The sequence below is a fragment of the Streptomyces sp. NPDC044106 genome, assembly GCF_056433985.1.
In genome coordinates this window covers 19154-40151 of sequence record NZ_JBWKFZ010000020.1, presented here as the reverse complement: position 1 = coordinate 40151, position 20998 = coordinate 19154, and the positions used below count along the sequence as shown (strand labels likewise).

Genomic DNA, 20998 nt, shown 5'->3' with positions numbered 1-20998 from the left:
TAGCGGTACGCGCGGCGGCGCCGGGGAGGCGGGTCGGGACAGGTCCCCGACCCGCCTTCCCTTTGCACGCCTCCTTCATGATTAAGTTAGGTTAGCCTTCCCTGAGTAGCGGCGGGGGCGGAGTCCGTGCTGCTGTCGTCTGCGGACTCCGCCCCTTGGCCCCTTCCGGGGTGAACGCCTCACCGGGGTGCGCGCACGCGCCCGCCGATCACCGTGGCGCCGGCATCACCACCGTCCCCCGCCGACGCGCTGATCGCGCCGCCGGCGCCCGTCTCCCGAAGGAGCCCATCCGATGGACCAGACCCTGTCGCCCGAGCGCGTCCGCGCCGACATCGCGGAGCTGCTCGACTGCGACCCCGCCGAGATCGTGCCGGGGGAGGACCTGTTCGACCTCGGCCTGGACTCGGTGCGGATCATGACCCTGGTCCAGCGGTGGCGTACCGCGGGGGCGGCCACGCTGGAATTTCCCGACCTCGCCGAACAGCCCGAACTGGGCCACTGGACCGCCCTGCTGACGGGCCGTGCCGCATGAGCCGGGCCGATCACCGCCACCGTCATCTGGACCGGATCGCGGAGGTCCGGGCGGGCCTGCACGCCGAGAAGGTGGGCTACCCGATCGGCCTCCGCGAGGTCGAGGTCGTGCGTACGGCCATGGTCGGCGCGGGCCTGCTGCGCCTCAGGCTGGGCGGCCCGGGCGCCGAGGGGTTTCAGGCCCACGCGCCGGACGAGCATGTGAAGCTCATCTTTCCCGAGCCGGACGGCTCGCTGCGGCTGCCCGAGCGGAACGGGACGATGCTGCGCTGGCCGCGGCCGGTGCCCACGTCCCGGGAGTACACCGTGCGCCGCTACGACCCGGCCGCGGGCGAGATCGACATCGACATCGTCCCGCACTCCGGCGGCCTCGCCTCAGACTGGGCGCACCGGGCCGAGCCCGGCGACGTCGTGCACGTCGCGGGTCCGCCCGGCGGGCTGATCGTGCCGCACACGTACGACCGTTACCTCCTGGCCGGCGACATCACGGCGCTGCCCGCGATCGCGCGCCACCTGGAGGAGCTGCCCCGTACCGCGAAGGGCTGGGCCTTCATCGAGGTCGCCGACGCCGCGGAGGAGATCGAGCTGTCGGCGCCCGAGGGGTTCGAGGTGCGCTGGCTGCACCGGGGCGCTCAACCGCCGGGCACCGGCGGCGCGTTGGAGCGGGCCGTGACCGCGGTGACGGTGCCGGGGGGTGAGCGGGTGTACGTGTGGGTCGCCGGTGAGGCGGGGCAGATCAAGCCGCTGCGCCGCTGGGTCCGCGACGAGCTGGGGCTCATCAGGGCCGACCACGACATCACCGGCTACTGGAAGCGCGGCGTCGCCGACTTCGACGAGGACGACCACTGACCGACCGATGCGGCCGGACGGGGTGGCGCGGAGTGAATCCGCCACCCGGTGGTCCTGGCGCCAGTGAACGTCAACTAAGGTTAGCCTTACCTAAGTAGCAAGGAGCGGAAGAATGTCCATACGCAGATCGTCGGGCCTTCTCGGAGCCATGGCGCTGGCCCTGGCGCTGACCGGATGCGGGTCGTCGGACGGCGGATCGAATGACTCCGGGAACGGTGGGACCCGGGTGTTCGCCGCCGACAACGGCAAGATCAAGATCCCGTCCGACCCGAAGCGTGTGGTCGCCACCGGCTACGCCGTCCCCGTCATGATCGAGGCCCACGCGCCGCTGGTCGGGGTCTCGTCGTGGAAGCGCGGCGAGCCGATGATGAGCAAGCAGGACCTCGCCACGTACAAGAAGCTCCCCAAGGTGGCGGGCGAGCAGGCGGCCGAGACCAACTACGAGGCCGTCGCCGAGGCCAAGCCCGACCTGATCGTCATCGGCGTACCCGCCCCCGTCCTCGGCGACATCGACGTCAAGCGCCTGGAGAGCATCGCCCCCGTGGTGGCGGTCGGCCCGACCGTGCCGTCCGCCTGGCGCGAGCAGTCCCGCAAGCAGGCCGACGCCGCCGGCGCGCTCAAGAAGTTCGACGCCGTGCAGGACGCGTACGAGGCCAAGGCGGCGAAGCTGGCGAAGAAGTACGAGAAGGTGCTGCCGCGGCTGAAGCTGGGTCACGTCGGCGCGTACGGTGAGAGCGCCAAGGGCACCTGGCAGCGCGAGTTCGGCCACTCGTGGGGCACGAACATCGCCGAGGACGTCGGCGCGAAGTACTACGGCAAGGTCAAGAAGAAGGGCCCCGGCTCGCGAGCCGTCAGCGAGTACCCCTCCCTCGAAGAGCTCCCGGACGCGCTCGGCGAGGCCGACGCCATCACCTACTCGGTCAACGCCGACGGCAGCGTCCCGCAGCCGGTGAAGTACGTCATGGACTCCAAGCTGTGGAAGAACCTGCCCGCCGCCAAGGCGGGCAAGACCTTCCCGATCCGCTGCACCGAGGCCGCGACCTACGGGCAGGCCATGCAGACCCTGGACGCGATCGACACGTCGTTCGCGCCGCTCCTCAAGCGGTGAGCGTCGCGGGCCGCGCCCCCGAGGCGCTCGGAACCGGGCGGGCCGGCCCGCAACTCGCACTGCTCGTGGCCGGAGTCGTCATCCTCGCGGCGGTCGCCGTCCTGAGCATCGGCGTCGGCGCCCGCCACATCGCGCCCACCGAGGTCCTCCGCGCGCTCCTGGACCACCGGGGCACCGACGACCACGTCATCGTGCGGGACGTCCGGGCGCCCCGCGCACTGCTCGCCGTCGCGGTGGGCGCCGCCCTCGCGGTGGCGGGCGCGCTGATCCAGACGCTGGCCCGCAACCCGCTGGCCGAGCCCGGCATCCTCGGGGTCACCGCGGGCGCCGGGTTCGCCATCACCGTCGGTTCGGGGCTCGGACTGGCCGCGGGCCAGTCCGGCCAGTTGGGCCTGGCGGTCACCGGATCGGTGCTCGCGGCGCTGCTCGTCGCCACCGTCGGACGCCGCTCCCCGCTGCGCCTGGTGCTCACCGGCGTGGCCCTGACCGCGATCCTGAACGGCGTCGCGCTCGGCATGCGGCTGATGCTCCCCGACACCTTCGACGTGTACCGGTTCTGGTCGGTCGGCTCGCTCGCCTCCCGCGAACAGGCGCCGCTGGCCCTGCCGCTGACCGCGATAGCGGTGTCCCTGCTCGCGGCGCTGCTGCTGAGCAGGTCGCTCAACGCCCTGGCGCTCGGCGAGAGCGTGGCGCAGACCCTGGGCGCGAGCGTGCTCCGCGTACGGGCCGTCGCCCTGGTACTGGTCACCGTGCTGAGCGGGGCGGCGACGGCGGTCGCCGGGCCGATCCTGTTCGTCGGCCTGATCGTGCCGCACCTGGTCCGCAAGCCGGCCGGGGGGTCGGTCCCGTGGCTGCTGCTCCACTCGATGGTCCTCGGCCCGATCCTGCTGCTGATCGCCGACATCGGATCGCGGGTGCTGCTGCCCACCGGCGAGGTGCCGGTGGCCGTCGTCACCGCGTTCCTCGGCGGCCCGATGCTCATCTGGGCCGTCCGCCGCTACGGGGCGGGTGCGCTGTGAACACACTGAACGTACGCGGACTGCGCGCCGAGCGCCGCACGGTCGTCCTCGCCGCCGTGCTGGCCGCCCTGATGCTCGCCCTGGGCCTGACCGGGCTCTGCTACGGCGCGTCCTGGTCCACCCCCGACGAGGTGTTCGACGCCCTCACCGGCACCGAACCCTCCGTCGTCATCTCCGACTGGCGGCTGCCGCGGGTGCTCGCCGGACTGGTCTTCGGTGCCGCGCTCGGCGTGGCCGGCGCCCTCTTCCAGAACCTCACCCGCAACCCGATGGGCAGCCCCGACGTCATCGGCCTCGACGCGGGCGCCTACACCGGCGCCCTGGTCGCCATCACCGTCCTCTCGGGCACCTCCGCCCAACTCGCCGTCGGCTCGGTGCTCGGCGGGCTCGTCGTCGCGGCCGCCATCTACCTGCTCTCGTTCGACCGGGGCTTCTCCGGACTGCGCCTCGTCGTCATCGGCATCGCCGTCAACGCGATGGTGACCGCGGTCAACTCGTGGATCGTGCTCCGCGCCGACCTGGAGGTGGCGATCGCCGCGGTCGGCTGGAGCGCGGGCTCACTCAACGGCGTCGGCTGGGACGACCTGGGCATCCCGTTCACGGTGATCGCTGTGCTGCTCGCCCTGATGGCCACACGGGCACACGCCATGCACCAGGCCTCGCTCGGCGACGCCGTCGTGGCGACCACCGGCGTCCACCTCGACCGGCTGCGGCTCGTCATGGTCCTGGTCGGCGTCGGTTGCACGGCCACGGTGACCGCGGTCGCCGGGCCCATCGCGTTCATCGCGCTCGCCGCCCCGCAGATCGGCCGCAGGCTCGCCGGCGCGGCCGGTGTCCCGCTGCTCCCGGCCGCCCTCACCGGGTCGGTGCTCCTCCTGGGCGCCGACCTCATCGCCCAGATGCTGCTCGCGCCCGTCGCGCTGCCCGTCGGCGTGGTGAGCACCGCGATCGGCGGCTGCTACCTGATCTGGCTGCTGACCAAGGAGGTGAGGCGCGCGTGACCGCACGCCTGACCGCGCGGGACATCACCCTGCGCTACGGAGACCGCGTGGTGTCCACCCGGCTGAGCCTCGACGTCCCCGACGGCGCGTTCACCGCCATCGTGGGCCCCAACGGCTGTGGAAAATCAACCCTGTTGAGGTCCTTCGTGCGGCTGCTGCGCCCCGAGAGCGGACACGTCGAACTCGACGGCCGGGCGGTCGGCGACTACCCGGCCAAGGCCCTAGCCAAGCAGCTCGGCTTCCTGCCGCAGGACCCGCAGGCCCCCGACGACATCAAGGTCCGCCAACTGGTGGGCCGGGGACGGTTCCCCTACCAGTCACTCCTCGCGCTCTGGTCGGCGGACGACGAGCGGGCCGTCACCGGGGCGATGGCCGCCGCGGGCGTCAGCGACCTCGCCGACCGGCCCGTGCAAGAACTGTCCGGCGGGCAGCGGCAGCGGGTCTGGATGGCCATGGTGCTCGCCCAGGAGACGCCCTGCCTGCTGCTCGACGAACCGACGTCCTTCCTGGACATCACCCACCAGTACCAACTGCTCGGTCTGCTCGCCGGGTTGCGTGACCGTGGGCGCACGGTCATCGCCGTCCTGCACGACATCAACCAGGCGTGCCGCTTCGCCGACCACCTCGTCGCCATGAAGGACGGCCGTGTCGCCGCCGAGGGCGACCCCGTCGACATCGTCGACGCCGCGCTCATCAAGGACGTCTTCGACCTGCCGAGCGTCATCGTCCCCGACCCGGTGACCGATACGCCGATGGTCGTCCCCACATTGCAAGGAGCATGAGTTGAGCACCACGAGCGTCTCCTCTGACGGCCTGCTCCCCCTGACCGGCGCCCAAAGGGGCATCTGGAACGCCCAGCGCCTGGAGCCCGACTCGCCCTACTACGTCGTCGGCGACGTGGTGGAGATATCCGGCGGCGCCCCCGTCGACATCGACGCGCTCGTCGAAGCGGTCCGGGCCACCACCGAGGAGGCCGAGACACTGCGGCTGCGGGTGTACGACACCCCGCGGGGCCCGCGCCAGCGGATCACTCAGGAGCCGGTCCCGCCGCCCCGAGTGGCCGACGTCAGCGACGCGGCCGACCCCGTGGAGGCGGCGCACGCGCTCGTCGGGGCGGAGCGGGCGCGGGTGGGCGCGGAGTGCCGGGGGATGGTGGACCGGCCGCTGTACGCACGGACCGTCATCCGCCTCTCCGACCGCGAGGTCTGGTACACCCAGCTCGGCCACCACCTCGTCTTCGACGGCTACACCGCCGCGATGCTCGCCCGCCGCACCGCCGCCCGCTACACCGCCCTCGTACGGGGCACCGAGCCGCGCAAGTCGGCCTTCGGCGGCTTCGCCGACTTCGTCGCCGCCGACCGCGCCTACCGGGAGAGCGAGAAGTTCACCGAGGACCGCGCGTACTGGGTCGAGCGGTTCACCCCGCTGCCCGACCTCGGCGAAAGCGACGCCGCCGCCGGCGCCCCCGACGCCACCCTGACCGCCCGCGCCGCCCTGTCCGCCGAGGAGACGGCCCGGCTGCGCGCCTTCGCCGACGAGCGGGGCGTCACCTGGGGCGAGGCGCTGATCGCGGTCTACGCCGCCTTCCTGCACCGCATGGAGGGCCGCACCGACGTCGTCTTCGCGCTGCCGCTGATGTGCCGCGCCGGCTCCGTCGAACTGCGCACCCCCGCCATGGCGGTCAACGTGTTGCCGATGCGCGTGAGCGTCCGACCCGGCGACGGGCTCGGCGAGTTGAGCCGTCGCGTCGCCACCGCGATGAAGGAGATGCGCGACCACCAGCGCTACCGGGGCGAGGACCTGCCCCGCGACCTCGGCGCGCCCGGCGCGGGCGCGCTGCTGCACGGCCGCGGCATCAACCTCAAGGCCTTCGACCTGGCGCTCGACTTCGCCGAGTCCTGCGGCGTCATGCGCAACGTCGCGGGCGGCCCGCCGGAGGACATGGGCCTCAGCGTCCTTCCCGCCCGCGACGGCGGACTGCTGCTCGGCTTCGAGGTCGACGCACGGACCAACGACCAGGCCTCGGTCGACGGCCTGCTGTCGGGTCTCAAGGCCCTGCTCTCGGGACTGGTCGACGGCCTGCCCGTCGGGCGGATCCCCTTGACCGACGACGCGGACAGGATCCTCGCGGACCGGTGCCCGCCCGCCCTGCCCGGCACCCCGCTCGACGTGCCGTCCACGTTCGCCGCGATGGCCGCCGCAGACCCTTCAAGCACGGCCCTGGTCTGCGGCGACGACCGGCTGACCGCGGCCGGACTGGCCGACCGCGTGCACCGGGCCGCCCGCGCGCTCAGGGCGCGCGGGATCGGCCCCGACGACGTGGTGGCCCTCGCGCTGCCGCGCTCCGCCGACTCCGTCGTGGCCCTCCTCGCCGTCCTCGACGCGGGCGCCGCCTTCCTGCCCCTGGACACCGCCCACCCGCCCGAGCGGCTGCACGACCTGCTCGACGACACCCGCCCCGCACTGGTCCTGACCGCCACCGACGCGGTCGAGGGGCTGCCCTGGCAGACCCTGCTCGGTGAGGCCGTCGCGCTGTCCGGCGCGCCACTGACCACCGGCGAACTGGCCGCGCCACGCCACCCCGAACATCTCGCCTACGTGATCCACACCTCCGGGTCGACCGGCCGCCCCAAGGGCGTACTCGGCCGTGTCGGCGGCCTGGCGTCGCTCCTGCACCACCAGCGCTCCACGGTCGTCGCCGAGGCCGAACGCGCGGCGGGCAGACGCCTGCGCGCCGCGCACACCTACTCGTTCGCCTTCGACTCCGCCCTCGACCACCTGGTGTGGCTGCTGTGCGGGCACGAACTGCACGTCTACGACGCCGAGACCGTCCGCGACGCCGACGCCCTGCTCACCGCGTACGCCCGCGACGGCATCGACATCGTCGACACCACCCCGTCGATGGCCGCGCCACTGATCGACGGCGGCCTCCTCGACCACCGTCCGACACTGCTCGTCCTCGGCGGCGAAGCGACACCGCCCGCGCTGTGGCGGCGCATCCGCGAGTCCGGGATCACCGCCCGCAACATCTACGGCCCCACCGAGGCCACCGTGGACGCCACCACCGCCCGCGTCGACGGCGACGAGCCGACGATCGGCCACCCCCTCGCGGGCACCCGCGTCCACGTCCTGGACTGCGCGCTCCAGCCGGTGCCGCACGGCCGGACGGGCGAGCTGTACCTGGCGGGACCGCACCTGGCCCGCGGCTACCTCGGCAGGCCGGGCGCGAGCGCCGAACGGTTCGTCGCCGACCCCTTCGGCGCGCCGGGCGAGCGCATGTACCGCACCGGGGACCTGGCCCGCTGGGTGCCGGGCCGGGGCCTTCAGTACCTGGGCCGGGGTGACGGACAGGTCAAGATCCGCGGCCACCGGGTGGAGACCGGCGAGGTCGAGGCCGTGCTCGGCGCGGTCCCCGGTGTCACCGCGGCGGCCGCCACGGTGCGCTCCTCCCGGCTGATCGGCTACGTCGTGTCCACCGAGGTCACCGGTGACGAGGTGCGCGCCCACCTCGCAGGCCGGCTGCCCGACCACCTGGTGCCCGCGGCCGTCGTCGTCCTCGACGAACTCCCCCTCACGCCCAACGGCAAGCTCGACCGCGCCGCCCTGCCCGCCCCCACGGCCACCGGCGGCGGACGGGCGCCGAGCACCGAACGGGAGCGGCTGCTGTGCGCCGTCCTCGCCGACGTCCTCGACGTCGAACGGGTCGGCGTCGACGACGACTTCTACGCCCTCGGCGGCGACAGCATCACCGCCATCACCCTCAGCAGCAGACTGCGCGCCGAGGGCCTCGAACTGCGCCCCCGCGACCTCCTCGCCCGCCGCAGCTTCGCCGCCCTCGCCGCCTCCGCCACCCTGGTCGAGGACGCCGCCGAACCGGTGGACGAGCCGACCGGGCCCGTGCCCGCGCCGCCCATCGTGCGCGCCCTGCTCGACCCGCACCCGGATGTGGCCGCCATCGCCGCATACGCGCAGTGGACCGCCCTGCACGTCGACGAACTCACCCGCGCCGACCTGGCCGTGGGCATGCAGACCGTGCTCGACCACCACGACGCGTTGCGCCTGCGCGCGGCCGACGGCCTGGAGGTACTGCCCCGCGGCGCCGTGCGCGCCGTAGTCGACGAGGTCCACGGCGAGGACGTGACCACCCTGGCCGAACGCCTCGCCGGTCAACTCGACCCGCACGCGGGCGACGTGGTGCGCGCCGCCCTGCTCCGCACCGGCGACGGCACGTCGGACCGCCTGGTCGTCGTCGTCCACCACCTCGCCATGGACGGCGTGTCCTGGCGCATCCTCCTTCCCGACCTCCACGCGGCCTGCACCGGCGGCGCGCCGCAGCCAGGCGGGTCGTCGTGGCGGCGGCACGCCCTGCTCCTCGCCGAACAGGGCACGACCGGCGCGCGACGCGGCGAACTCGACCACTGGCGGACCGCGCTCGCCTCCGCCTCCCGGCTCGGCGCCCGCCCCCTCGACCCCGCCCGGGACACCGTGTCGACCGCCCACCGGTCGGTCACCGTGGCCTCGCCCGAGACGACCGAGGCGCTGCTGACCACGCTGCCCGCCGCCTACCGGGCCGGTGTCGACGAGATCCTCCTCGCCGCCCTGGTGCTCACCCTGCGCGAGTGGGGCCTGTCCGGCGACGCGGTGACGGTCTCGATGGAGGGCCACGGCCGCGAACACCTCGACCTCTCCCGTACGGTCGGCTGGTTCACCAGCGAGTACCCGGTCCGCGTCCCCATGGCGGGCGACGTCGGGCGCACGCTGCGCGCGGCCAAGGAGGCCAGGCGCGGCGTCCCCGACAACGGCGTCGGCTACGGGGTCCTGCGCCACCTCGACCCGGCGTCCCGCGCCGAGTTCGCGGCCGTTCCGCCGCCGGACGTCCTGCTGAACTACCTGGGCCGGTTCGCCCCGCTGCCCGGAACCGGCTGGCGCCTGCCGGAGCACGACGCGTTCTCGGTGACCGAGCCAGGAACCAAGGCACTTGAGCAGGTCCTCGCCCTCAACTGCTTCGTCCACGAGGGGGAAGAGCCCCGGCTCGCCGTCGAGTGGACGGCCGCGACCGAGGTGCTGGGCGCGGACGTGGTGCAGGAGCTGCAGAGCGCCTGGGCGGCGGCGCTTGACGCGCTGGCCGGGCACGCGCGGCACACCTCCGGCGGGCTCACCCCCTCAGACCTGCCCCTCGTCGACCTCGACCAGGCCGCCGTCGACGCCCTCGAACGCACCGGCCGCATCGCCGACGTGCTGCCCGCCACACCCCTTCAGGTCGGGCTCTCGTTCCACACCCTGATCCGCGACGACCACGACGCCGACGTCTACGTCGTACAGGCCGTGACCACGCTGGTCGGCGACCTGGTGCCGGAACGCATGGCCGAGGCCGCCCGCGAACTCCTGCGCCGCCACCCGTCGTTGCGCGTCCACCTCGGCACGGCCGGGGACGACGTGGTGCAGGTGATCCCCGCCGACGTAACCCTGGACTGGCGACAGGACGACCGGTTCCCCGAGGCCGCCCGCGCCGACCTGGAGCGCCCCTTCGACCCGGCACGGCCGCCGCTGATCCGCTTCCTGCTGTCCCGCGTCGGGCCCGCCGAGCACAAGCTGGTGATCACCAACCATCACGCGCTGCTCGACGGCTGGTCGATGCCGCTGGTCGGCCGCACCCTCCTCGCCCTCTACGCCGAGCTCGGCGGCGGCCCCGCCGTGCCCGCCGCCCCGCCCCTCTCGGAGTACTTCCGTTGGCTGGCGGGCCGCGACCGCGAGGCGTCCCGCACCGCGTGGCGGGACGCGCTGGCCGGTGTCGACGACGCGACGCGCCTCGCGCCCGCGAGCGCCGGGACCGGCGTCGAGCGGCCCGGCCGCGAAACCGTCGCCCTGGGCCGCGAGTTCAGCGACCGACTGCGCACGTTCGCCCGCGAGCAGGGCGTCACCCTGACCACCGTGCTGCAGACCGCGTGGGGCCTGCTCCTCGGCAAGCTCACCGGGCGCCGCGACGTCGTCTTCGGCTGCCCGGTGTCCGGGCGGCCCGCCGAGGTCGACGGCGTGGAGTCGATGATCGGCCAGCTCGGCACCACCATTCCCGTCCGCGTCCGGCACACCCAGGACCAGAGCGCCCGGGACCTCCTGGCCCAGGTGCACGCCGAGAGCGTCGCGCTGGCCGAGCACCACTACGTCGGACTGCCCGAGATCCAGCGGGTGGTGGGCGTCGGTGAACTGTTCGACACGATGCTGGTCATGGAGAACTTCCCGCTGTCCAGTAGGGAGCGCACCCCGCTCGCCCCCGGCCTCGACCTCGCGGGCGTGGACATCACGGACGCCACGCACTACGCGCTGACCGTCATCGTGATCCCCGACGACGAGATCACCATCGGCCTCGGCTACCAGCCGCACGCCTTCGACGAGAGCGCCGTACGCGACTACGGGCGCTGGCTGCACAACCTCCTCAAGGAGATGGTCGACGACCCCGCACGCCCCGCGCTCGGGCTGCCCGCGCTCGACCCCGACGAGCGGGAGCGGATCCTGCGCACCGGCACCGGGATCGTACCCGCCAGGACCCGCGGCCACTGGCTGGAGGAGTTCGCCGCCTGGGTCGGGCGCAAGCCCGGCGCCGAGGCCCTGCTCTGCCGCGAACGCAGCCTCAGCTACGCGGAGTTGGACCGCGCGGCCAACCGGCTCGCCCACGCCCTCATCGCGCGCGGGGTACGCCCGCAGGACCCGGTCGCGGTCCTGCTCGGACGCGACATCGACATGACCGTCGCGCTGTTCGGCGTGGCCAAGGCGGGCGCCGTCTACGTGCCGATGGACGCGAGCTACCCCCGGGAACGGCTCGCGTACATGTTCGACGACATCGGCCCGGCCGCCGTCGTCTCGACCGGCGCCGAACCGCCCGTCGCACGCGACATCCCGGTCCTGCGCCTCGACGATCCGGCCACGCTCGCGTCCGCCCCGGACACCGACCCGGCCGACGCCCGCGCGCGGCTCACCGACGACGCCCTCGCGTACGTCATCTACACCTCCGGCACCACAGGGCGCCCCAAGGGCGTCGGGGTGACCCACCGGGGCGTGCCCGACCTGATCGCCCTCCAGGAGGAGGTCATCGGCGTCACCGAGCACGACCGGTACCTGCACTTCGCGTCGACCGGCTTCGACGTCGCGTTCTGGCAGACCATGGTGCCGCTGCTGTCCGGCGGCACATCCGTCATCGCGCCCGAGGAGGTGCGCGTCCCCGGCGACGAACTTCTCGACTACATCGTCGAACACCGGGTGACCGGAGTGAACCTGCTGCCGTCGTTCCTGGCCGCGATGCCCGACGACCGCACCGTGGACCCCGACGTGCTCTTCGTCGTCGGCGCCGAACGGCTCGACCCCGAACTGGCGCGCCGCTGGGGCCGAGGCCGCCGGGCGCTCTTCAACGCGTACGGCCCGACCGAGGTCACCATCAACGCCGTGACCTGGCAGTACGACCCGGACGACGAGGGCCCGCTGCCCATCGGCCGCCCTGACCCCAACGTCCGCGCCTACGTCCTCGACGGCGGACTCCAGCCGGCCGGCGTCGGTGTGAGCGGTGAGCTGTACCTCGGCGGGCCCAGCGTCGCCCGCGGCTACCTCGGGCGGCCCGGACTGACGTCCGAGCGGTTCGTCGCCGACCCGTTCGGACCGCCCGGGGAGCGGATGTACCGCACCGGCGACCTGGTGCGGTGGCGGCCCGACGGACAGCTGGTGTTCCTCGGCCGCGTCGACCACCAGGTCAAGATCCGTGGCTTCCGCGTCGAACTGGGCGAGATCGAGTCCACGCTGACCGGCCACCCCGACGTACGGGCCTGCGCCGTGATCGTGCGCGACGGGCGGCTCATCGGTTACGTCATCCCGACCGACGACGCCGACCTGGACACCGCGCGGCTGCGCGAGTTCCTGGCCGGGGAACTCCCCGACCACATGGTCCCGACGGTCCTCGTACCGATCGACCGGCTGCCGCTCAGCCCCAGCGGCAAGCTCGACCCCACCGCGCTGCCCGCTCCCGAGACCGTGACCACGGCGCTCCGCGCGCCCGTGTCCGACGCCGAGGCGGTGCTGCTCGGCGTCCTGCGCGACGTCCTCGGCACCGACGCCATCGGCCCCGACGACGACTTCTTCGCCATCGGCGGCGACAGCATCGTCTCGCTCCAGGTCGTCTCGCGGGCCCGGCGCCAAGGGCTCGGCCTGACCGCACGGGACGTGTTCGAGGGGGCGACGGTCGCCGGTATCGCGGCGCGCGCCCGCGCCCTGGACACCGGCGAGGCGCCAGCGACCGGCGACGCCCCGCTGACCCCAGTCATGCGAGACCTGCTGCGCCGCGCGGGCACCGCAGCCGACACCTTCTGCCAGTGGATGGAGATCTGCGTCCCGCCGGGCGGCGACGAGGCCACCTGGCGGACCGCGCTCGACGCGCTCCTGGCCCGGCACGACGTCCTGCGCGCCCGCCTGAGCGCCGACGCGCTGCACATCCCCCAGGTCGGCGCGGTGACCGGCGCCGAGATCCTGACCCGCGTACCCGCCACGGACGACCCGCGTACGCTGCTCGACTCGCACATCGCCGCGGCCCGCGCGTCGATGGACCCGCGCACCGGCCCACTCCTGCGCGCCGTCTGGATGGACGCCGGACCCGACCGGCCCGGCAGGCTCGCCCTGATCGCACACCACCTCGTCGTCGACGGCGTCTCCTGGCGCATCCTCCTCGACGACCTGGAGCACGCGTACTCCGGCGGCTCCCCGGTCCGCCACGGAGAGTCGTTCCTCGGCTGGGCGCGTTCGCTGCGCGATGCCGACCGGCGGAGCGAACTGCCGCACTGGCAGCGGATGACCGCCACCCCGGCGCTCGCAGGACGCCCGCTCGACCCCGCCAGGGACACCGTCGCCACGGCACGCCACCACGAACTCCGGCTCGACGCCGAAGCGACCCGCGCCCTGATCACCACCCTGCCCGCCGCCCACCGCAGCACGCCCGACGCGGTGCTGCTCACGGCGCTCGCCCGGGCGGTACGGGCCTGGCGCGGCACGCCCCAGGTGCTGGTCGCCCTGGAGAGCCACGGCCGCCCGCGGCAGGTCGACCTCTCCCAGACCGTCGGCTGGTTCACCGCAGTCCACCCCGTACGGCTGCACGCCGACGACGACATACGAGCCGTCAGGGAGCGGCTGCGCGCCCAGGGCGACGCCCTCGGTCACGGCATCCTCACCTCGGCGGGCCTCCTGGACCACGTGGAGCCGGAGGTCGCCTGGAACTACCTCGGACAGTTCCCCGGCGCCCCCACGCGGGAGACGCCGTGGCAGCCCGCCCCCGACGCCGACCCGCTCGGCTCCGGCGGCGGCGACGAACTGCCCCTGCCGCACAGCCTCATGGTCAACGCGCTGGTACGCGACGACGCGCTCGGCATCCGCATCACCTGGCCCGCCGAGCTGTTCACCGCCGCCGAGGTGGCGGACCTGGCCGGCTGCATGCGGGCCGCGCTCCTCGACCTCGCCGTCGCACCGGAGATCAGCGCCCTCGACCACGACCGGCCGATCGCCGGGATGGAGCCGCTCACCCCGCTCCAGGAAGTGATGCTCCGGCACGCACGCACCGAGCGCCCCGACCCGTACACCGTGCAGTCGGCGTTCTCCCTCGCGGGACCGCTCGACACCGAGGCCCTGCGCGGCGCGGGAGCCGACCTGATGGCCCGTCACCCAAACCTGGGCGCCGTGTTCCCCGCCGACCTCGCGGTGATCCCCAAGTCGCCGGTCCCGGACTTCCGCGTGGTCGAAGGACCGGCCGAAAAGGTCCTCGCGGCCGACCTCGCCGAGCCCTTCGACCTCGCCCGCGGCCCCCTTTTGCGCCTGACCGTGATCCGGGACGGCGCCGACCTCTCCCATCTGGTCATGACCAGCCATCATGTGCTGTCCGACGGCTGGTCGGCCCCGCGCATCCTCACCGAGCTGTTCGACCTCTACACGGCCCGCACCCGCGGTACGGCCGCCGACCTGCCCGCCCCCGTGCCGTTCGGCGACTATCTGCGCTGGCGCGCCGAGAACGAACCCGACCTCGGCCTGTGGGCCGCCGAACTGGACGGCCTGCCCGAGGGCGACTACCTGGGCGCAGGGCAGCCAGGACCGGCCTGGCAGGAGCCCACGCTCATCACGTTCGACGCGGCCCTGGTGGCAGGCCTCGGAGAGCTCGCCGCGCGGCGCGGACTGACCCGCAACACGCTGGTGCAGGGCGCCTGGTCGGTGCTGCTCGCACGGCGCTCGGGCCGCACCGACGTGTGCTTCGGCGCCATGGTCGCCTGCCGGCCCCCGGAGCTCGAGGGCGTCGAGGAGATCGTCGGTCTGCTCGCCAACACCGTGCCGGTACGGGCACGGCTCGACGGCACGCTCGCGGACACGCTCACCGACCTCCAGTACCGGCAACGCGCCCTGGCCGAACACCACCACGTCGCCCTCACCGACCTGGAACGCCTGACCGGGCGCCACCGGCTCTTCGACAGCCTCGTGGTGTTCGAGAACTACCCGGTCGACCCGGACCGCCTGCGCGAACCCGCCCCCGGGCTCACGGTCGTCGCCACCCGCTTCCGCGAGGCCACCCACCACCCGGTGACCCTGACGGTCATGCCCGAGGGCGAAGGATGGACCGGCGTGCTCGCCCACCGGGCAGGTGTCGACATCGACGGGCTCGCCGACGAACTGCTCGGCCTGCTCCGTACGTTGGACCGGCACCTCGACGCCGATGTCCGCGGCCTCCTGGAGGACCGATGACCGGCGACGTCGCGCCACCCGCCGAGCGGGTGGACGGGCCACTCCTGCGGATCGCGTTCATCCTGGTGCTCGGCACGTTCATGGCCACGCTGGACGCCACCATCGTCAGCGTCGGGATCGACAGCCTGACCGAGGAGTTCGACGCCTCCGTCGCCGACATCCAGTGGGTCAGCACCGCCTACCTGCTTGCCGTCGTCGCCGCGGTGCCCGCCTCCGGCTGGCTCGCCGACCGGTTCGGGGGCCGTCGGGTCTGGCTCGCCGCCGTGGGAGTGTTCCTGCTCGGCTCGGTGCTGTGCGCGCTGGCCCGGTCGGCGCCGAGCCTCATCGCGTTCCGGGTGGTCCAGGGCCTCGGCGGCGGCCTCCTGCCCGCGACCGGACAGGCACTCCTCGCCCGCATCGCGGGCCGCGACCGCACCGGCCGGGTGATCAGCGTCGTCGCCGTTGTGCCGCTGCTCTCACCCGTCTTCGGCCCGCTCGTCGGCGGCTCGCTCCTCAGCGTGGCGTCCTGGCCCTGGCTGTTCCTGGTCAACCTGCCGATCGGCGCCGTCGCGGTCCTGCTCGCCCGCCGCCACGTGCCCGACGTACCGCCGTCGACCCGGCGTACGGCCTTCGACCTGCGAGGAGCCGCGCTGCTCTCGCCCGGCCTCGCCGTGCTGGTCTACGGGCTTACCGAGGTCGCCCACGGCCGCGACGTGCCCGCCGCGACCGGTGTGACGGCGGGCCTCGCGATGCTGGCCGGTTTTACGGTGCACGGGCTGCGGACCCGCGGCACCCCGCTGGTCGACCCCCGGCTGTTCACGCGGCCGCCGTTCGGGGCCGCCGCCCTCGCGCTGCTGGTCCTCGGCGCGTCGGTCTTCGGCACGACGTTCCTGCTGCCGCTGTACTTCCAGAGCGGGCGCGGTCTCTCGGCGTGGCAGGCCGGACTGCTGCTCGCGCCCCAAGGCCTGGGCGCCGCCGCCGGATCGGTCCTGGTCAGCCGCACCATCGACAAGGTCGCGCCACGGAGCCTGGTGGTGACCGGCATCGTGCTGATCCTCGCCGGTACGGCCCCGTTCACCCAGCTCGACCACGCGCCGCCGGACGCCGTGCTCATCACGGCGCTCGCGGTGCGCGGCTTCGGGATGGCCATGATCGGGGCGCCCGTGATGAACATCGTCTACAGCCGCATCGAGCCCGAACACCTGCCGCGCGCGTCGGGAGCGCTCAACCTGCTGAACACCGTGGGTGGTTCGGTCGGCACGGCGGCCCTCGCGGTGGTCCTTCAGGACCGGTTCTCGGACCGGGGCACCGACGTCCCCGCGGCGTTCGCCGACACCTTCTGGTGGGTCCTTGGCTGCTGTCTGCTCGCGGCGGCGGGGGCGACGCGGCTGCCTCGTACCCGGGCCGGGAAGCCGTAGGGGAGGGGGCCCGCACGTGACGGGCACCCTCCCCGCCCCACCGAGGGTCAGACGCGGTCGGCCGCGATCAGCAGGTACTGGAAGGACCCGTCCCGGTAGGAGTTGATGAACGCGTCCTCGATCCCCGTCACCAGCGACGACGTCGCCCGCAGCTCCCAGTAGGGCAGGGTGTCGGGGGTGAGGTCGACGACGGCCTGCGGCACGAGACGGTTGTCGGCCATGGCGCGCAGGTACTCGCGGCGGGAGTGGATGTTGCACTCGAAGTGCGCGTTGATCTGGGAGACCCACTTCGAGGGCTGGCCGTACCGCGGGTTCCAGCAGCCCGTGATGGTCACGTAGCGGCCGCCGACCTTGAGGACGCGGGAGTGCTCGGCGAACAGGTCACCGAGGTCGACGTACATGCTCGACTCGTTGTTCCACGAGGCCGTGGCCTGCCCGTTCTCGAAGGGCATGGCGAGCATGTTGCAGACGCGGGCCCGGACATGGTCCTGGATGCGCAGCTCGCGGGCCCGGCCGTTGGCGAAGTCGGCCTGCTTCGCCGAGAGCGTGAGCCCCTCGACCCGGCATCCGAAGCGCTGGTGTGCCATCACCATCGAGCCGCCGCGGCCGCAGCCCGCGTCCACCACGGTGTCGTCCCGGCCGACGTCACCGAGATACCCCAGGAGGTATTCGGCCTGCGCCGACTCGAGGCGGTGGAGCTCGGCGATCAGCTTCTTCTCGCTCTCGCTGTCGCCGGGGTCGCCGAGCGCGGACCGGTCGACGTCACCGATGCCGTAGTGGTGGTGGTACAGACCGTCGACATCGCCGAGGCGCAGGTTCACGGGCCTGGCCTCGCCGTCCCAGTAGCGCGCGATGTCCCCCTGATAGGGCGTCGACGGGCCGGGGATGCGCAGCGGGGTGGCGGGGGCGGTGAGTTCGGTGCTGGTCACAGATGAGTCCATTTCTCTTGCCCTGAGGGTCTCTTACCAGAAGTCGGGCAGGCTGTAGCGATAGGTGTTGGTCATGTGCCAGTAGTGGTTGCCGTCGACCCACGCGGCCACGCCCCGCAGGAAGCGCTGCACACTGGGGACGGGGCAGGCGGCGGCGAGGGCCGCGGCCTCGCTCTCGAAGTCGTGCATGAGGTCGTTGTGGACCTCGACCGACTTCAGGTAGGCGTCCCGTTCGGAGAGGCTCTCACGTTCGGCGATCACGACGGGCAGGTTCAGGTGCCGGCCGGGAGCGGCGAGTTCCTTGGTGTAGGAGTAGAGGTCATTCACGATGGTCGTCGCGTTGCCCGCAAGCGCGATGACCCGCTGCGTGGCGGCCTGCGCGTGCAGGTCCGCCGGCAGTTCGTAGCCGCCGACGGTGTCGGTGATGGTGGGGCAGGGGCGGAAGTTGTTGAACTGGCGCATCGCCAGGTACTCCCACACCTCGGGCACCTGGTCCTGCTGGGCCCAGGCGGCTTCGGCGAGGTATCCCAGGTGCAGCCGGGCCATGTCGTGCCGGAACCGGTCGGCCTGGGAGTCGCTGGCCGTCCGCAGGAAGTACTCCATGGCGGAGCGGTAGGCGCGCCGGGGCGCGTCCGCGTGGAGCGACTTCGCCCACTGCGGCTGGTACTCCCGTGTCGTGTGCAGGGGATCGAGGGCGGTGTGCGCGAGGAGCAGGCGTTCGCCGAGGCCGATGGGGGAGCCGCCGTGGTCCTCGCAATAGCAGTCGTCCACCGCGTTCTCAGCGACCATCAGGCGGGTGGCGATCATCAGATGGTCGATGGTGGGGGCGTCCGGATGGCAGCCGACCATGTAGCGCCCCACGGAGAACCCGTCGAACTCCTCCTCCCAGTCATCGGGGAAGAGGCTGACCTCGTCCACCGCCCAGGACTTGATCCTGCGGCTGACCTCCTCGACCCGCGCCGGGTCGGGCTCGGCCACCGGGTGGTGGTAGAGGCCCGGGATCGGGGTGCCTTCGCTTTCGGACGGCGCCGGCGGTTCCTCCCGCGGGAACAGGCGCAGCCCCGTGGTGCCGAGGCCGCTGGGGCCCCGCAGCACACGTTCCAGACCGGTGCCGGACGCGAGCAGGGACGGTTCGGCAACTGCGGGCGCGGATGCGGGCGCGGGCAGAACCGGCGCGGGACCCGCGGGCAGGCGCAGCGACGGTTCGGGCGCGGCGGGTTCGGACAGGGACGGTTCGGGCGCGGCGGGTTCGGACAGGGACGGTTCGGGCGCGGCGGGTTCTTCGGGTGCGACGGGTCCGGGCGCGGCGGGTGCCGGGGAGGGCGGCACGAGCGCCGCGGGTGCGGTCGGCGGGCCGCCGGTCGCGGCTCCGATGTCGCAGGCACGGGCCGCGGCGCCCGCGAGGATGTGCGCCCCGAAGTGGGCGGCCTCCTCCGGCGGGCTCTGCTGCGGAAGTGTCGGCTCAGGCGCGGGCATGCATGGCTCCTCCTAGATGGGGTGGGCGGCTCTCGCGGGTCCTGGGGGCGGGCGCGGCTCTCCCGGAGGAGCCGGGACGCCGCGCCCTGCCTCGCAGGCCCGGCCCGCTACTTCGGCCAGCGGCCGATCTGCACGTTCTCCAGGACGCCGACCGCGTCCGGTACGAGGATGGCGGCGGAGTAGTAGGTGGTGACGAGGTAGGACGTGATCGCCTTCTCGTCGAGGCCCATGAAGCGGACGGAGAGACCCGGCTCGTACTCCTCCGGCAGGCCGGTCTGGTGCAGGCCGATGACGCCCTGGTTCTCCTCGCCCGTACGCATGCAGAGGATCGAGCTGGTCTTCTCCTTGGTGATGGGGATCTTGTTGCAGGGGAGGATCGGCACCCCGCGCCAGGCCGGGACCTGCTGGCCGCCGAGGTCGACGTGGTCCGGATAGACGCCGCGCGCGTTGAACTCACGTCCGATCGCCGCGATCGTCCTCGGGTGGGCGAGGAAGAACTTGGACCCGCGGCGGCGGCAGAGCAGTTCGTCCAGGTCGTCCGGGGTCGGCGTGCCCGAGTGCGGCTGGATGCGCTGCTTGAAGTCGGCGTTGTGGAGCAGGCCGAACTCGCGGTTGTTGACGAGCTCGTCCTCCTGGCGCTCACGCAACGCCTCGATGGTGAGCCGGAGTTGTTCCTTGGTCTGGTTCATCGGGCCGTTGTAGAGGTCGGCGACCCGGGTGTGGATCCGCAGGATGGTCTGCGCGACCGAGAGCTCGTACTCGCGGGGCTTCTCCTCGTAGTCCACGAAGGCGCCGGGCAGTTCGTGCTCGCCGGTGTGACCGGCCGACATCGCGATCTCCGCCTCGCCGCGGTGGTTCTGTCGGCGGTTCGCGCGCGACGTGAACGCTTCGACGTGGTCCCGCAGGCTCGACGCCGACGCGAGCACGGACGCGAAGTCGGCACGCGACAGGGTGAGCAGGGTGCCCGATGTCTCCGCGGTCGTGGTCTGCTCCCACCGCGCGTCCTCGTCGAGGAGGGCCTCCTCCCCGAACCGGTCGCCGTCGGCCAGTACGTCGAGGGCGACCTCCTCGCCGTACCTGCCCGCGGTGGTCTGGCCGATGCGTCCGTGGGCGATCAGGTGGAGCCGGTCCGCGGGCGCGCCGCGCTCGGTCAGCGTCTCACCCACCCCGAAGTCGCGCTGCTCGCACCGGTCGGCGAGGGCGGTGAGCACCTCCACGTCGTCGAAGCCGCGCAGCAGGGCCAGTTCGCCGAGTTCGCGCGGGATCACCCGGACGTCGGAGCCGTCCTGGATGAACTCCACGCGCCCGTCGCCGACGGTGTACGTCAGCCGGCGGTTCACACGGTAATGACCGCCCTTCGTCTCGACCCAGGGGAGCATCCGCAGCAGCCAGCGGGAGGTGATCTCCTGCATCTGCGGGGCGGACTTGGTCGTGGTGGCGAGGTTGCGGGCGGCCGTCGTGCCGAGGCTGGACTGCTTGGGCGGCGCTGTCCGGGCTTCCGGGCTCGAGTCAACGGTCATGAAGCGGGCTCTCCTTGGTCAGGGCGGCGACGCGCCCTGCGGGCGCACCGGGCAACAGGAGGGAAAGGGGGCGTTTGAACGGGAACCCGTCCAGACCCAGAGAAACACTAGGGGCCGCTCCGCCCCCTGGACCAAGGGAAGCCGCCGACATTAACTCGATACGATGATCGAGCATCCGCGATGTTTGCGCGGGTACCGACGGGATTCAGCCGTGCTCCACGGCGCGTTCCGTACCGTGCCGAGCCGTCCGGAACCGCCCGTGCACAGCTCATGCCCCTCGCATGTGCCGTCGACGGCCGCGCGGCGCCGTGTCGCAAACCCGACAGAAGGCCACCGTGCGGGGCACGCCCGGGGCCACACTTCGACGAGCCGCTTCGTCACGTCACCGCCGAGGGGCGCTGTCGCGGTGCCGT

General features: G+C 73.1%; 11 protein-coding genes. 8 read left to right on the top strand and 3 right to left on the bottom strand.

The genetic code is table 11. The features are described from left to right. The first annotated feature begins 292 nt into the window (after positions 1-292). The 8 genes from AC07DI_RS30675 to AC07DI_RS30640 all read left to right on the top strand — a co-directional run bounded on the left by AC07DI_RS30675 (position 293) and on the right by AC07DI_RS30640 (position 16660). Positions 293-532, top strand: a complete 240-nt coding sequence (locus AC07DI_RS30675; protein WP_384254325.1) for a phosphopantetheine-binding protein — start codon at positions 293-295, stop codon at positions 530-532. Then, positions 529-1380, top strand: coding sequence for a siderophore-interacting protein (locus tag AC07DI_RS30670; RefSeq protein WP_478907494.1), 852 nt, complete (start codon positions 529-531; stop codon positions 1378-1380). Before AC07DI_RS30675 ends, AC07DI_RS30670 begins: the two co-directional genes overlap by 4 nt. Positions 1381-1492: 112 nt before the next feature. Beyond that, entirely contained in the window at positions 1493-2488 is a 996-nt protein-coding gene (locus AC07DI_RS30665) for an ABC transporter substrate-binding protein (protein WP_478907492.1), read from the top strand. Continuing rightward, positions 2485-3507 carry a FecCD family ABC transporter permease gene (locus AC07DI_RS30660; RefSeq protein WP_478907490.1) on the top strand — a complete coding sequence of 341 codons (1023 nt, stop codon included), beginning with the start codon at positions 2485-2487 and terminating at the stop codon, positions 3505-3507. The genes AC07DI_RS30665 and AC07DI_RS30660 overlap by 4 nt, the downstream gene beginning before the upstream one ends. 71 nt (positions 3508-3578) lie before the next feature. After that, a complete protein-coding gene (locus AC07DI_RS30655) occupies positions 3579-4508 on the top strand; it encodes a FecCD family ABC transporter permease (protein WP_478907624.1) in 930 nt (309 codons plus the stop codon). Next, positions 4505-5290, top strand: coding sequence for an ABC transporter ATP-binding protein (locus AC07DI_RS30650; RefSeq protein WP_478907488.1), 786 nt, complete (start codon positions 4505-4507; stop codon positions 5288-5290). The genes AC07DI_RS30655 and AC07DI_RS30650 overlap by 4 nt, the downstream gene beginning before the upstream one ends. Before the next feature lies 1 nt (position 5291). Further along, positions 5292-15263, top strand: coding sequence for an amino acid adenylation domain-containing protein (locus AC07DI_RS30645; RefSeq protein ID WP_478907486.1), 9972 nt, complete (start codon positions 5292-5294; stop codon positions 15261-15263). Beyond that, the gene (locus AC07DI_RS30640) at positions 15260-16660 is read left to right on the top strand and encodes an MDR family MFS transporter (protein ID WP_478907484.1); all 1401 of its coding nucleotides are present in this window, start codon (positions 15260-15262) and stop codon (positions 16658-16660) included. The genes AC07DI_RS30645 and AC07DI_RS30640 overlap by 4 nt, the downstream gene beginning before the upstream one ends. 47 nt (positions 16661-16707) lie before the next feature. Here the strand turns inward: AC07DI_RS30640 and AC07DI_RS30635 are convergent, their stop codons facing one another. From AC07DI_RS30635 to AC07DI_RS30625, 3 genes are all read right to left on the bottom strand, one after another. Continuing rightward, on the bottom strand, positions 16708-17589 hold the full coding sequence (locus AC07DI_RS30635; RefSeq protein WP_478907482.1) for a geranyl diphosphate 2-C-methyltransferase: 882 nt from the start codon (positions 17587-17589) through the stop codon (positions 16708-16710). A 33-nt stretch (positions 17590-17622) separates the two neighbouring features. After that, entirely contained in the window at positions 17623-19065 is a 1443-nt protein-coding gene (locus AC07DI_RS30630; RefSeq protein ID WP_478907480.1) for a family 2 encapsulin nanocompartment cargo protein terpene cyclase, read from the bottom strand. 107 nt (positions 19066-19172) lie between these two features. After that, positions 19173-20585, bottom strand: a complete 1413-nt coding sequence (locus AC07DI_RS30625; RefSeq protein WP_384254346.1) for a family 2B encapsulin nanocompartment shell protein — start codon at positions 20583-20585, stop codon at positions 19173-19175. Between the last annotated feature and the right edge of the window lie 413 nt (positions 20586-20998).

Excerpts from the sequence above, each read along its gene's own strand:
- AC07DI_RS30630 (WP_478907480.1), bottom strand. The coding sequence starts at position 19,065 with ATGCCCGCGCCTGAGCCGACACTTCCGCAGCAGAGCCCGCCGGAGGAG.
- AC07DI_RS30625 (WP_384254346.1), bottom strand. The coding sequence starts at position 20,585 with ATGACCGTTGACTCGAGCCCGGAAGCCCGGACAGCGCCGCCCAAGCAG.
- AC07DI_RS30670 (WP_478907494.1), top strand. The coding sequence starts at position 529 with ATGAGCCGGGCCGATCACCGCCACCGTCATCTGGACCGGATCGCGGAG.
- AC07DI_RS30675 (WP_384254325.1), top strand. The coding sequence starts at position 293 with ATGGACCAGACCCTGTCGCCCGAGCGCGTCCGCGCCGACATCGCGGAG.
- AC07DI_RS30655 (WP_478907624.1), top strand. The coding sequence starts at position 3,579 with ATGCTCGCCCTGGGCCTGACCGGGCTCTGCTACGGCGCGTCCTGGTCC.
- AC07DI_RS30665 (WP_478907492.1), top strand. The coding sequence starts at position 1,493 with ATGTCCATACGCAGATCGTCGGGCCTTCTCGGAGCCATGGCGCTGGCC.
- AC07DI_RS30640 (WP_478907484.1), top strand. The coding sequence starts at position 15,260 with ATGACCGGCGACGTCGCGCCACCCGCCGAGCGGGTGGACGGGCCACTC.